This window comes from Cytobacillus gottheilii (assembly GCF_018582665.1).
Lineage (GTDB): Bacteria > Bacillota > Bacilli > Bacillales > Cytobacillaceae > Cytobacillus > Cytobacillus gottheilii.
The window spans coordinates 3965665-3978979 of sequence record NZ_CP071709.1 but is presented as its reverse complement, the minus strand read 5'-3'; the positions used below and the strand labels follow the sequence as shown (position 1 = coordinate 3978979).

Annotated in this window: 9 protein-coding genes; all 9 read left to right on the top strand. The window is 41.7% G+C overall.

The genetic code is table 11. The features are described 5' to 3' along the window. The first annotated feature begins 37 nt into the window (after nucleotides 1–37). The 9 genes from secA (at nucleotide 38) to J1899_RS19790 (ending at nucleotide 13141) form a co-directional block, all read left to right on the top strand. Nucleotides 38–2551: a preprotein translocase subunit SecA gene (secA, locus tag J1899_RS19830; RefSeq protein ID WP_214476176.1), complete on the top strand. Its 2514-nt coding sequence runs from the start codon at nucleotides 38–40 to the stop codon at nucleotides 2549–2551. 114 nt (nucleotides 2552–2665) lie between these two features. Beyond that, nucleotides 2666–3767, top strand: a protein-coding gene (prfB, locus tag J1899_RS19825) for a peptide chain release factor 2 (RefSeq protein ID WP_214476174.1) whose coding sequence is annotated in 2 segments (ribosomal slippage) — nucleotides 2666–2737 and nucleotides 2739–3767 — 1101 coding nt in all. Because the reading frame shifts where the segments join, the coding sequence is not laid out codon by codon here. A 1256-nt stretch (nucleotides 3768–5023) separates the two neighbouring features. Next, entirely contained in the window at nucleotides 5024–5896 is an 873-nt protein-coding gene (locus tag J1899_RS19820; protein WP_214476172.1) for a YitT family protein, read from the top strand. 53 nt (nucleotides 5897–5949) lie between these two features. Next, on the top strand, nucleotides 5950–6297 hold the full coding sequence (gene cccB, locus J1899_RS19815) for a cytochrome c551 (protein ID WP_214476170.1): 348 nt from the start codon (nucleotides 5950–5952) through the stop codon (nucleotides 6295–6297). A gap of 585 nt (nucleotides 6298–6882) precedes the next feature. Further along, the gene (ftsE, locus tag J1899_RS19810; RefSeq protein ID WP_066442578.1) at nucleotides 6883–7569 is read left to right on the top strand and encodes a cell division ATP-binding protein FtsE; all 687 of its coding nucleotides are present in this window, start codon (nucleotides 6883–6885) and stop codon (nucleotides 7567–7569) included. After that, nucleotides 7559–8452: a permease-like cell division protein FtsX gene (ftsX, locus tag J1899_RS19805; RefSeq protein WP_214476168.1), complete on the top strand. Its 894-nt coding sequence runs from the start codon at nucleotides 7559–7561 to the stop codon at nucleotides 8450–8452. The genes ftsE and ftsX overlap by 11 nt, the downstream gene beginning before the upstream one ends. A 242-nt stretch (nucleotides 8453–8694) precedes the next feature. Continuing rightward, complete coding sequence (locus J1899_RS19800) at nucleotides 8695–9978, top strand: murein hydrolase activator EnvC family protein (RefSeq protein WP_214478927.1); 1284 nt, start codon at nucleotides 8695–8697, stop codon at nucleotides 9976–9978. A 219-nt stretch (nucleotides 9979–10197) separates the two neighbouring features. Continuing rightward, nucleotides 10198–11643, top strand: a complete 1446-nt coding sequence (locus J1899_RS19795; RefSeq protein WP_214476166.1) for a S41 family peptidase — start codon at nucleotides 10198–10200, stop codon at nucleotides 11641–11643. Nucleotides 11644–11947: 304 nt separating this feature from the next. After that, on the top strand, nucleotides 11948–13141 hold the full coding sequence (locus J1899_RS19790; RefSeq protein ID WP_214476164.1) for a PDZ domain-containing protein: 1194 nt from the start codon (nucleotides 11948–11950) through the stop codon (nucleotides 13139–13141). Nucleotides 13142–13315 lie beyond the last annotated feature (174 nt).

Genomic DNA, 13315 nt, shown 5'->3' with positions numbered 1-13315 from the left:
ATTTCGACCTTACTTTTCTATTAAAGGAGCGTTTTTAATGCTTGGAATTTTAAATAAAGTGTTTGACCAAAACAAACGTGAATTAAAGCGACTTGAAAAAACGGCTGATCAGGTGGATGCGCTGGCAGCAAGTATGGAAAAGCTTTCTGATGAGGAATTAAAGGCAAAAACTGAAGAATTTAAAGGCCGCTATCAAAAAGGGGAAACCCTAGATGATTTATTAACAGAAGCTTTTGCTGTTGTCCGTGAGGCAGCAAAACGCGTGCTGGGCCTATATCCATATAAGGTACAGCTTATGGGGGGCGCGTCCCTTCATGATGGCAATATTTCTGAGATGAAAACAGGGGAAGGTAAAACACTTACTTCTACATTGCCTGTTTATTTAAATGCGCTTGCCGGCAAAGGTGTGCACGTGGTGACAGTCAATGAATATTTGGCAAGCCGTGATGCGACTGAAATGGGACAGCTTTATGAATTCCTGGGGCTCTCAGTCGGATTAAACTTAAATGGCATTACAAAAGAAGAAAAACAGGCAGCTTATTTAGCAGATATTACTTATAGCACAAACAATGAGCTTGGCTTCGATTACTTGCGTGACAACATGGTGCTTTATAGAGAGCAGAAGGTTCAGCGTCCGCTTTTTTATGCTGTTATTGATGAAGTCGACTCCATTTTAATTGACGAAGCGCGTACACCGCTTATTATTTCTGGTTCTGCGCAAAAGTCTACTCAGCTGTATATCCAGGCAAATGCGTTTGTCAGCAGATTGAAGGCAGAGGAAGACTACACGTATGACGAAAAAACAAAAGGTGTTCAGCTGACAGAAGAAGGGATGACAAAGGCGGAAAAAGCGTTTGGAATCGATAACTTATTCGATATCTCTCATGTTTCACTGAACCATCATATTACACAGGCGTTAAAAGCTCATTCCAGCATGCATGTTGATGTGGATTATGTTGTGCAGGAAGGCGAAATTGTCATTGTTGACCAATTCACTGGCCGTCTAATGAAAGGGCGCCGCTACAGTGACGGGCTTCACCAGGCAATTGAAGCGAAGGAAGGATTGGAAATTCAGAATGAGAGCATGACACTTGCGACCATCACTTTCCAAAACTACTTCCGTATGTACGAAAAGCTTGCCGGTATGACTGGTACGGCGAAAACAGAGGAAGAAGAATTCCGCAATATTTATAATATGAACGTAGTCGTTATTCCAACAAACCGTCCGATCGCCCGTGATGACCGTGCTGATTTAATTTATGCATCAATGGAAGGCAAGTATCGTGCGGTTGGCGAAGATATTGCCGAACGCCATAAAAATGGACAGCCTGTGCTTGTTGGTACGGTTGCGATTGAAACGTCTGAAATTATTTCTAGATACTTATCGAAAAAAGGCATTCCGCATAATGTCCTGAATGCGAAAAACCATGGAAGAGAAGCAGAAATCATCGCTGATGCCGGAAAGCAAGGCGCGGTCACAATTGCGACGAACATGGCGGGCCGTGGTACCGACATCAAGCTTGGTGAAGGCGTAAAAGAACTTGGCGGACTTGCCGTACTTGGAACAGAGCGCCACGAAAGCCGACGGATTGACAACCAGCTCCGCGGACGTTCAGGACGTCAGGGAGATCCGGGGGTCACACAATTCTATTTATCAATGGAAGATGAGTTAATGCGCCGCTTTGGTTCTGACAATATGAAGTCAATGATGGCTCGTCTTGGCATGGACGATACACAGCCGATTCAGAGTAAAATGGTGTCAAGAGCAGTAGAATCAGCGCAGAAACGAGTTGAAGGTAATAACTTTGATGCTCGTAAACAGCTTCTTTCTTATGATGATGTGCTTCGCCAGCAGCGTGAAATCCTCTATACGCAAAGAAACGAAGTGCTTGAGGCTGAGAGCTTAAGAGAAATCATTGAGAGAATGATGTCGACGTCCATTCAGCGCAATGTTGAAGCTTTTACTCCTGCTCATGAGGAAGAGGAAAAGTGGAATCTGCAAGGTTTAATTGACTATGTGAATGGAAATCTTTTAAATGAAGGAGATTTAACAATTGCTGAGCTGCAGGGCAAGGACAGCGAAGAAATTGTAAAGCTTCTTTTAGATAAAGTAAAAGTGAAATATGACGAAAAAGAAGTTCATCTTGCCGATCAAATGCGCGAGTTCGAAAAGGTTATCGTGCTCAGAACAGTTGATACAAAATGGATGGATCATATCGATGCGATGGACCAGCTACGCCAGGGAATTCACCTTCGTGCATATGGACAAATCGATCCGCTTCGTGAGTATCAGCAAGAAGGCTTTGCGATGTTTGAACATATGATTACATCGATTGAGGATGAAGTTTCAAGATTAGTCATGAAAGCTGAAATCCGCAATAACCTGGAGCGTCAGGAAGTAGCGAAAGGCCAAGCAGTCAATCCGAAAGAGGATGGCGGCGAAAAGCTGAAGAAAAAACCAGTTGTGAAGCAGATGGATGTGGGGCGTAATGACCCATGTATCTGTGGAAGCGGCAAAAAATATAAAAACTGCTGCGGTGCAGGAAAATAAAGAATTCAGAAGCCGGCATAATCTTTGCCGGCTTATCGTTTTGAAATCACCGTGTACCATTTTGTTTCTGGTAGGATATAATGTATGATGGAAAAAAATAATGAGGTGACGTAAATGGAATTAGCAGATATTCGGAATGAACTTGAAAAAACAGCTAAGATTTTAGCGGACTTTAGGGGGTCTCTTTGACTTAGAAAACAAAGAGGCACGTATTGCAGAACTGGATGATGTTATGCTTCAGCCTAATTTCTGGGATGACCAGCAGCAGGCGCAAACAGTCATCAGTGAATCCAACGCATTAAAAGATGCAGTCAATGAATTCCATGATTTAAATGAAACATATGAAAATCTTGAATTAACATATGAGCTTGTTCGCGAAGAAAGCGATGAAGAGCTGCAGGCAGAACTTGAAAGCGAAATGAAGGATTTAATGAAGCGCTTAAGCGACTTTGAATTACAGCTGCTTTTAAGCGAAGAATATGATAAAAACAATGCAATCCTTGAACTTCACCCAGGGGCTGGCGGAACCGAATCACAAGACTGGGGTTCCATGCTTCTTCGTATGTATACACGCTGGGCAGAGAAAAAAGGCTTCAAGGTGGAAACGCTCGACTACCTGCCTGGAGATGAAGCAGGTATCAAGAGTGTAACGCTTGCGATTAAAGGTCACAACGCATACGGCTATTTAAAAGCAGAAAAAGGCGTACACCGTCTTGTCCGTATTTCACCGTTCGATTCATCCGGACGCCGCCATACATCTTTCGTATCATGCGAAATTATGCCGGAATTTAATGATGAAATCGAAATCGATATCCGCACAGAGGATTTAAAAGTTGATACGTATCGTGCGAGCGGCGCCGGCGGTCAGCATATCAATACAACAGACTCAGCCGTTCGGATTACGCATACGCCAACTGGCGTGGTTGTTACATGCCAAACGGAACGCTCGCAAATCAAAAACCGTGAACGTGCGATGAAAATGCTCCAAGCTAAGCTATATCAGCGTAAAATTGAGGAGCAAGAGCAAGAGCTTGCCGAAATCCGCGGCGAGCAAAAAGAAATCGGCTGGGGCAGCCAAATCCGCTCATACGTCTTCCACCCATATTCCATGGTGAAGGACCACCGTACGAGCACAGAATCAGGAAATGTCCAAGGTGTTATGGACGGAGACCTCGACAGCTTTATCAATGCTTACCTGCGTTCGCGCTTGAGCTAAGAAATATGAAAAGACCTTTGCTTATGGAACAGCAGAGGTCTTTTTTGATGAGTTATGAAAATTGAAGGCGGTAAATGTGGTTTTTGTTGGAGAGTAGACTTGGTGAGGGAGTGAGAGCTTTCAGGGGATGAGTTGAGTACTCAGAATAGGCGGAGAAATTCCGGTTAAAGTGTAAAAAAGGGCTAAAACAGCCAAAATAAGCGGAGAAATTCCGGTTAACAGCTAAATTTGTACTGAAATTTAATGATTTTGTTCAAATAGTCGGAAATCCTCCCCTTATTTAACAGGAAATGAGGTGATTTCTCGGAATAAGCGGAATTTCTCCCTTTATTTTCTGAAGTCGATACGTTCTCCCGGCCAATACCTATCCATAAGCGGAGAAATTCCGCTTAATATGTAAAAAAGGGCTAAAACAGCCAAAATAAGCGGAGAAATTCCGGTTAACAGCTAAATTTGTACTGAAATTTAATGATTTTGTTCAAATAGTCGGAAATCCTCCCCTTATTTAACAGGAAATGAGGTGATTTCTCGGAATAAGCGGAATTTCTCCCTTTATTTTCTGAAGTCGATACGTTCTCCCGGCCAATACCTATCCATAAGCGGAGAAATTCCGGTTAACAGCTAAATTTGTACTGAAATTTAATGATTTTGTTCAAATAGTCGGAAATCCTCCCCTTATTTTGCAGGAAATGAGGCGATTTCTCGGAATAAGCGGAATTTCTCCCTTTATTTTCTGAAGTCGATACGTTCTCCCGGCCAATACCTATCCATAAGCGGAGAAATTCCGCTTAATATGTAAAAAAGGGCTAAAACAGCCAAAATAAGCGGAGAAATTCCGGTTAACAGCTATATTAGTACTGAAATTTAATGATTTTGTTCAAATAGTCGGAAATCCTCCCCTTATTTAACAGGAAATGAGGCGATTTCTCGGAATAAGCGGAATTTCTCCCTTTATTTTTCTCAAAGTCGATACATTCTCCCTGGATTATACCTACTAATCAGCAGAAACCCTCTACTTATAAATCCCCCAAAAAGAATCTTTCAACGCAACCCCCGCTCATATTTTCCCAAAGAAAACAAAAGCTATAAAAAGACACAAGTTCCGATCATACTGAGTTCATTCACCTCTTTACCACAGTAGTCCGCTGGCATTCACAAAGTAGGAAGGTGCATGCTAAAATGAGGCCTGGTGCAGGTTTCCTGTATTGGAAGTCATATCAAAAGAAGCACTTAAAAGAGGTTAGAGGGAGACGAATATGGGAAGAAAAAATAGAGCAGCTTTGACCGGAAAAAAATCACCCTTAGCCTGGGTGATGGAATATGCATTTGTATTATTGGGATCTGCTATTGTGGCGATTTCATTTAATGTTTTTTTACTGCCAAACCGGGTTGCATCTGGCGGAGTTAGCGGGATCAGTACGATTCTCGATGCTGTTGTCGGCTGGGAACCTGCTTATGTGCAGTGGGCTTTTAATATTCCGCTGTTTATTGCAGGAGTCATTTTGCTCGGCAGGCAGTTTGGGGCGAAAACACTTGCGGGGACGATCTTCTTGCCGTTTGTTGTTTTTTTAACGAATGATTGGGGTGCTTGGACAAGTGATCCATTGCTCGCTTCTTTATTTGGCGGAATTGGCGTGGGGCTTGGTTTAGGCATTGTTTTTAGAGGAAAAGCATCTACTGGCGGAACGGATCTTGCCGCACAAATTATTAATAAGTATACGGGTCTATCATTAGGTACCTGTGTTGCCCTAATTGACGGACTGATTGTTTTATCAGCTGCCATTGTCTTTAATATTGAACAGGGGTTATATGCACTCATCGGTCTCTATGTTACAAGTAAAACAATTGATCTGGTGCAGGTTGGCTTCGGCAGATCGAAAATGGCTCTTATTATTACAGAAAAACAAGACGAGGTTCGTGAAGGGATTCTGAATAAAATTGACCGTGGTGTGACAAAACTATCTGCATACGGTGGTTATACTGATCATGAGCGTCCTGTGCTCTTATGTGTCGTTGATCAGACGGAGTTCACAAAATTGAAACAACTAGTGAAAACGATTGATCCATCTGCATTTATCATTGTAACGGATGCTGCAGAGGTGCTTGGCGAGGGTTTCAAAAGGGACTAGGATTGGTATAATATAACTGTATTATGGATTCATTTCCTGAGGGGGAGTTTAAGGTGAAAAAGAAGCTATTGGCATTATTATTAGGATCGGCTCTTGTACTTGCTGCTTGCGGCGGCGGTGACGACGCTTCTGAGGATACAGGCGGTACCGGCACATCTGGTGGAGAAACCACAACAGCAGATGCCGGCAATGCAGAAAAGCTATACAATCAAAAATGTTCTCAATGCCATGCGCAGGATCTTTCAGGCGGAGCGGGACCTGGTTTGCAGACAGTCGGGTCTAAACTATCGCAAGAAGAAATTGAAAACATTATTATTAACGGTCAAGGCGCGATGCCTAAAGGCCAGCTGACTGGTGAAGATGCTTCCACAGTTGCAGAATGGCTTGCTGCTAAAAAGTAATAATAGAAGAAAAACGTCCAGCAGGGCGTTTTTTTATTGGATTCTTCTTAATTTTATGTAGATACAGCTAACGAGTTTCAACCATTTCCCCAAGATGATCGATCAATCTAGTACTAGTATCAATCATTTCACTGACCGATTCGGTCATTTTAACGAGTGTTTTAATCAGTCTTAACAGACAAAATTAAATTTTCTGATGCATTACATATCAAATATCCCCATAATATGCTCTTCCACTCTACAAAATTCCCATATCTCTTTACCCTTCTCCCTTATAGATATCCCAATTATTTACACCGTTCATCAAAAAATTAGGAAAAAATAGAGGAAGAAAGAAGGAGAATCCCGTCGATTTATTGAATCTTTTATAATCAATTTAGGAAAATAGTAGGAATAAAGGATATAAATGAAAAGAAAATGTAATAATTTTTTCCGTTATTTTGACAAAGTATGATGTTATAATGAAGTCTGTGAGAAATAGAACAAGGAATGTGTTCTTTTTTCTCTCATTATGTCGATAGATGTCGTATTTTGGTGAATTATCTGCAAGAATAATAAAACTAAGACATATTTTAGGTGATATAGATGATTGAAATGCAAGACGTATATAAGAGGTATCCTAATGGTGTAACAGCAGCCAATGGAATAGATGTTCATATAAAGCAAGGCGAATTTGTTTATGTAGTTGGACCGAGCGGAGCTGGGAAATCAACTTTTATAAAAATGATGTATAGAGAAGAAAAGCCAACAAGCGGGAAAATTTTTATGAATGGCGTGAACCTTGGTGAGCTGAAAAATAGTAAGGTTCCGAATTTGCGCAGAGATATAGGAGTTGTTTTCCAGGATTTCAAACTGCTTCCTACATTAACCGTTTATGAAAATGTTGCGTTTGCATTGGAAGTAATTGAAGAACAGCCGAAAAACATTAAGAAACGTGTAATGGACACGCTGGATCTTGTGAATTTAAAACATAAAGTTAGAATGCTGCCAACTGAGCTTTCAGGGGGAGAACAGCAGCGTGTGTCAATTGCCCGATCAATTGTGAACGCACCAAAGCTAGTAATCGCAGATGAGCCGACTGGAAACCTTGACCCTGATACATCTTGGGAAATCATGAACATTTTTGAGGAGATCAACACGAGGGGAACGACAGTGGTCATGGCAACTCATAACAAAGATATTGTAAATACGATTAAACATCGTGTCATCGCAATTGAGGGCGGAAAAATTGTCCGCGATGAGCAAAGAGGTGATTACGGCTATGAAGTCTAGAACATTGCGCCGTCACTTCCGTGAAAGTTTTAAAAGTCTTGCCCGCAATGGGTGGATGACCTTTGCTTCAGCTAGTGCGGTAACAGTCACTTTAATTTTAGTAGGCGTATTTTTCGTCATTATGATGAACCTTAATAATGTAGCAACTTCAATTGAAGAAGATGTAGAAATTCGTGTTCATATTGATGTTGCAGCTACAGAAGAAGATCAGCAGATTTTAAGGGAACAAATTGAACAAATATCAGAAGTGGGCTCTATTGCTTTTATTCCAAAAGAAGAAGAGCTAGATAACATGATCAATAGTCTTGGAGAAGACGGGGAAGCTTTTAAACTGTTTGAACAAGACAATCCATTGAATGATATTTTTGTCGTAAAGACGAAAAATCCGACAGATACGATGACAGTTGCTGAAGAACTTCAAGAACTGCCATATGCATCAAAAGTAAAATATGGACAAGGCGAAGTGGAAAAACTATTCTCGTTCATTAATGTGAGCCGAAATGTCGGCTTAGTGCTGATTATTGGGCTCTTATTCACAGCAATGTTTTTAATCTCAAACACAATTAAAATTACGATCGTGTCAAGACGACGGGAAATCGAAATTATGAAGCTTGTCGGTGCAACAAACGCATTTATTCGCTGGCCGTTCTTCCTTGAAGGCTTATGGCTTGGAATACTGGGATCGATCCTTCCGATCGCGTTGATCGCAACATCCTATTCCTATGCGTATGACTATATTGCACCAAGGCTGGACGGTCACTTTATCCAGCTCTTAGAATTTAACCCATTTGTATTCCAAGTTTCAACCCTTCTAATCTTAATGGGTGCTTTAATTGGTATTTGGGGAAGCTTAATGTCTGTCCGTAAATTCTTAAAAGTTTAATAGAAACGAAGAGATGCGGTTGTATAAAATCGCACTCTTCCCTTTTATATACTTTCTGACCATTAGGCCGTTTTCTTTACATAGAACACAAAATTTCTATGAAATATTTTCTGGGCTTTTCTAAAAGTATTTGAATCTAGACAAAGACAAATTGAATCTAACTTGGCGCGGGACCGATATCATCAGTATTTGTACGAGGGGAGAAAAGAAAAGTGAAGAAAAAACGTTTACTAGTTCTATCAATGGCTGCTATGTTAGGTGCGGGCGGTTTGGCGATAGGCACTCCAGCCAATCAAGCTTTTGCGGAAAGCAAAATCAATAATCTGCAAAAAGAACAGGAAAAGCTACAGCAGGAACGTTCAGGTGTAGAAACTGACATAAATAAAGCAGGCTCTGAAATTGAACAGCTGCAAAAGGAACAAAAGGATGTTCAGGCAGAGATTAAACGATTAGATCTTGCCATCAGTGATGCTCAAACAAAAATCACTGAAAAAAATGAACAGATTACGAAGACAAAAGAAGAGATTGTAAAGCTTCAGGAAGAAATTAAAGTTTTGAAAGAGCGGATTGAAAAACGTAATGAACTTCTGAAGGATCGTGCTCGTTCATTCCAGGAAACGGGCGGTGCTGTCAGCTATATTGATGTTCTCATGGGAGCGCAAAGCTTTAGTGACTTCATTGATCGTGTTGGTGCGGTTGCAACCATTATGGAAGCTGATCAAAGTATTTTAGAAGAGCATCAGGCAGATAAAGAGCTTTTAGAAGGAAAGCAAAATGCTGTAGAAGAGGAACTTGCTTCACTTGAAAAAATGCTTGCAGATCTTAAGCAGCTTCAAAAGGAATTGAACAGCCAAAAAGGTGAAAAGGACAAGCTAATGGCTTCTCTAGAAAAGAAAGAGGAACAAAAGCATGCTGAAATCACTGATCTTGAAGAGCAGAAAGAAATTTTAGCTGCTCAAACGGCAGCTGTTCAAAAAGCAATTAAGCTTGAAAAGCAACGTCAGGCGGAAGCGGCAAGAAAAGCAGCTCAGGCAGCCGCTGCAGCAGCAGCTGCTAAGAAGAATAATAGCGGATCTTCATCATCATCTTCAGGCGGAGGACAGCAAGTATCTGCACCACCAGTATCAGGCGGTGCGTTCACACGTCCATCTGCTGGCCGTTTGTCTTCTGGATTCGGTCCGCGCTGGGGTACGTTCCACTACGGTATTGACCTTGCTGCAAAAGGCAGTGTTCCGGTTGTAGCGGCAGCTGATGGTGTGGTTATTCGTTCCTATTATTCTTCCAGCTATGGAAATGCAATTTTCGTTGCCCATTCGATTGATGGTGTTGTTTATACAACAGTTTACGCTCATTTAAGCAGCAGATCAGTTGGCTCAGGTGCTGTTGTTTCCAAAGGACAGCAGCTTGGATACATGGGGAACACAGGACAGTCTTATGGCCAGCATTTGCATTTTGAACTCCACCGCGGCGAGTGGAATGCGTCAAAATCAAACGCTATTAATCCGGTTGGAATTGTTCCATTGTAAAAATATACGTTTTAACGGAAGAGGCGATGCTTCTTCCGTTTTTATTTTTTTGAGAACTGCTAAAGTCTTAAAACCGCTTTGTATTTCTACTATTCATTTACCCCCTCTCACCTTTAATAATCATAACTCGTCCTTCTTGTTCATATATTGGTTTGTAGAAAATGCTGCAGAATTACTATGCCTGAGTGACAGCTATTGGACAAAAGAGAGGACGATTACATGAGAAAAAGATGGATCGCAGCTATTGTAGCCAGTTCTATGCTTGCTGGAGCAGGAGGAACATATATAGGGATTTCTTATTACGCTGGAGAAGAAATCGATGCTGAAAAGGCCAAGACTCATTCCGGAGCAAATGAAAATAGTGCGGTAACGTTTGATATTGAAAAAATGGAATCAGCTTATCAGTTAATTTTAAATAGCTATGTAGAAGAGGTTGAAAGTGAAGAGCTCGCAGAGGGAGCGATTCAGGGAATGCTCGCTACCTTAGATGATCCTTATTCTGTCTATATGGACGAGGAAAGTGCACGGCAGTTCAATGAAGCGTTAGAATCCTCATTTGAAGGAATTGGAGCAGAAGTCAGCAAGGTAGACGGAAAGATCGTTATCGTTTCTCCTTTTAAAGACTCGCCTGCAGAAAAAGCAGGGTTAAAGCCAGATGATGAGATTTTAAAAGTAGATGGCGACAGTGTTGAAGGCTTAGATCTGAATGAAGCGACCTTAAAGATTCGCGGCGAAAAAGGGACCAAGGTGAAGCTTGAAATTGCCCGTACAGGTTTGAACAAACCTTTGCAGATTGAAGTGAAAAGAGACGAGATCCCGCAGATCACCGTTTACTCAGAAGTGAAAAAAGTTAATGGAAAAAAGATTGGTTATATGGAGATTACCTCTTTTTCAGAGGATACAGCAAGTGAGTTTTCCGATCAGTTGAAAAAGCTGGAAAAAGAGGACGTGGAAGGCCTTTTGATTGATGTGCGCGGAAATCCAGGCGGCTTTCTCACATCAGTTGAAGAAATACTGGGCGAGCTTGTCACAAAGGAAAAACCATTCGTTCAAATTGAACAGCGCAATGGTGAACGCTCCACCTACTTTTCAGAAAGAGAAGAGAAAAAAGATTATCCGATCGCTGTGTTAATTGATAAAGGCAGTGCTTCTGCCTCTGAGATTTTGGCTGGCGCATTAAAGGAAGCAGGCGGATACACGCTCATTGGAGAAAAAACATTTGGCAAGGGAACCGTTCAGCAGCCGATGGCAATGGGCGACGGAAGCAACATCAAGCTTACCCTTTTCAAGTGGCTGACACCAGATGGCAATTGGATTCATAAAAAAGGGATTGAACCGACACTCGAGGTAACTCAGCCTGATTTATATCGGACCCATCCGTTACAGCTGGAAGAAACCTTAAAAATGGATATGAATGCCGAAGAGGTTCAGTTCGCTCAGGAAATTTTAACAGCATTAGGGTTCGAACCAGGCAGAGCGGACGGCTATTTCAGCACCGAAACAGAGGTTGCTGTAAGGGCATTTCAGCGTATGCATGATCTTGAAACGAGTGGAGAGATCGATGGGAAAACGGCACAAGCCTTACAGCAGGCTGTTTTAGAAGAGATTAAAAACGAAAATAACGATCTGCAGCTTCAGGCTGGACTGAAATATTTAGCGCAGTAACAATAAAAACGCGACAGGCCTCGCTACTTTCCGACATGGGAATGGCGAGGCCTTTCATATTTTATAGTATCCAAGAATATAAATGAGCAGCGAGGAAGAAGACTCGTCGTAATGGCTTAAGTTAGGAAAGCCGTCCCTTTCAAGACTTGTCAGTTGGCAAGTTTTCTTTAATTTCAGATCCATAGAATTATCAATAGGTTTTGCTGCAGCAATTTGGTAGAATATAATACATATAGAAAAAGATAAAACATTGAAAAATGTAATGAATAAGCAATTAATTTTGAATATAGAGGTTGGTGGAACAATGGCTGAATTATGGCTGGTTGAAATAGGAAAAGGAGCGGCCAAGCTGCTATTGAATCCGGTATTTTATTTGATGTTCTTTTATGCCGCATGGCTTGGGGTTTCTCGTGTCAAAAAAGAAAGAAGAGATTTTTCAGTGCGTGCTGAGAATGCCTATTTTGAACTGAGGCAGTTATTGCCTCTTGGTTTGCTGCTGGGCCTGATCTTTTCGATCATTATGACAGGAGCAGGATTGGCTGTACCTCTTGAAACGGTTGTGTTCGCAGCTGCTTTAACCGTGCTGCTTTCATTAACAGGGAAGGTAAGATGGTTATCGCCGGTTTATACACTGGGCTTTGCGTTCTTTCTGACCACGATTGCTGTCCAGCAGAAATGGCCGATTCCTTCTTGGCTTCAATCTGTTATTGAAGGAGATGCTATTATTTTCCCAGCGGTGGCTGTTTTGGCTGGTTTGATGCTGATCGGAGAAGGGATTTTAATTGCGAGAAACGGCAGCAAAGGCACATCACCGCGGCTGATGAAGAGTAAGCGCGGCCAGATTGTTGGTGCCCATGAAGTAAAGAGAGTATGGATGGTGCCGGTATTCCTTCTGATTCCAGGAGATGCCCTGCAGACTTCGTTTGAATGGTGGCCAGTCTTTTCAATCGGAGATAATGTCTATTCTCTGATTTTAGTGCCATTTGCCGTTGGTTTTTACCAGCATATCCAAAGTTCACTGCCAAAATTGGCTGTAAAAAATGTCGGCAGAAGAATTACGGTTCTTGGTGCACTTGTGCTGTTAACTTCGATTGCGGCCTATTGGTATCCAATTGTGGCAGTAGCGGCTATTACAGGGGCGATCCTTGGCCGGGAAATTCTGGCGCTCCGCAACAGGGTTCAAGAAGACAATGCCACATTCTATTTCTCCAAGCAAAATCATGCGCTCATGATTTTAGCGATCATTCCCAACACTCCAGCAAGCAAAATGGCTCTGCAGGTTGGCGAAATGATCACAAAAGTGAATGGCGTAAAGGTCTCAAATGAAAATGGCTTTTACGAAGCACTGCAAAAAAACCGTGCCCACTGCAAACTCGAAGTTCTAGACGTCAACGGCGAAGTGCGCTTCGTCCAGCGCGCACTCTATGAAGGTGACCACCATGAACTTGGTATTCTGTTTGTGCAGAATGAGAAGAAGTGGGGAAATGAAGCAGTTTGATTGAGTGATTTTTTAATTAATAATCGGAAAAGATTCTTAATCTTTCGGTATTACAAACATAATAAAAAACTTCGAGCCCCTTCAATTATTGAGGGGGTTCTTTATTTATGTGTATTCGCCGCATCACTTCCAACAAAATAACTACTGAAATAAAGTTAATATTGGAATATACTA

What these genes read in the sequence shown, in the direction of transcription:
- J1899_RS19795 (WP_214476166.1), top strand. Translation starts at nt 10,198, where the DNA reads ATGAGAAAAAGATGGATCGCAGCTATTGTAGCCAGTTCTATGCTTGCT.
- J1899_RS19820 (WP_214476172.1), top strand. Translation starts at nt 5,024, where the DNA reads ATGGGAAGAAAAAATAGAGCAGCTTTGACCGGAAAAAAATCACCCTTA.
- J1899_RS19800 (WP_214478927.1), top strand. Translation starts at nt 8,695, where the DNA reads ATGGCTGCTATGTTAGGTGCGGGCGGTTTGGCGATAGGCACTCCAGCC.
- ftsE (WP_066442578.1), top strand. Translation starts at nt 6,883, where the DNA reads ATGATTGAAATGCAAGACGTATATAAGAGGTATCCTAATGGTGTAACA.
- secA (WP_214476176.1), top strand. Translation starts at nt 38, where the DNA reads ATGCTTGGAATTTTAAATAAAGTGTTTGACCAAAACAAACGTGAATTA.
- J1899_RS19790 (WP_214476164.1), top strand. Translation starts at nt 11,948, where the DNA reads ATGGCTGAATTATGGCTGGTTGAAATAGGAAAAGGAGCGGCCAAGCTG.
- ftsX (WP_214476168.1), top strand. Translation starts at nt 7,559, where the DNA reads ATGAAGTCTAGAACATTGCGCCGTCACTTCCGTGAAAGTTTTAAAAGT.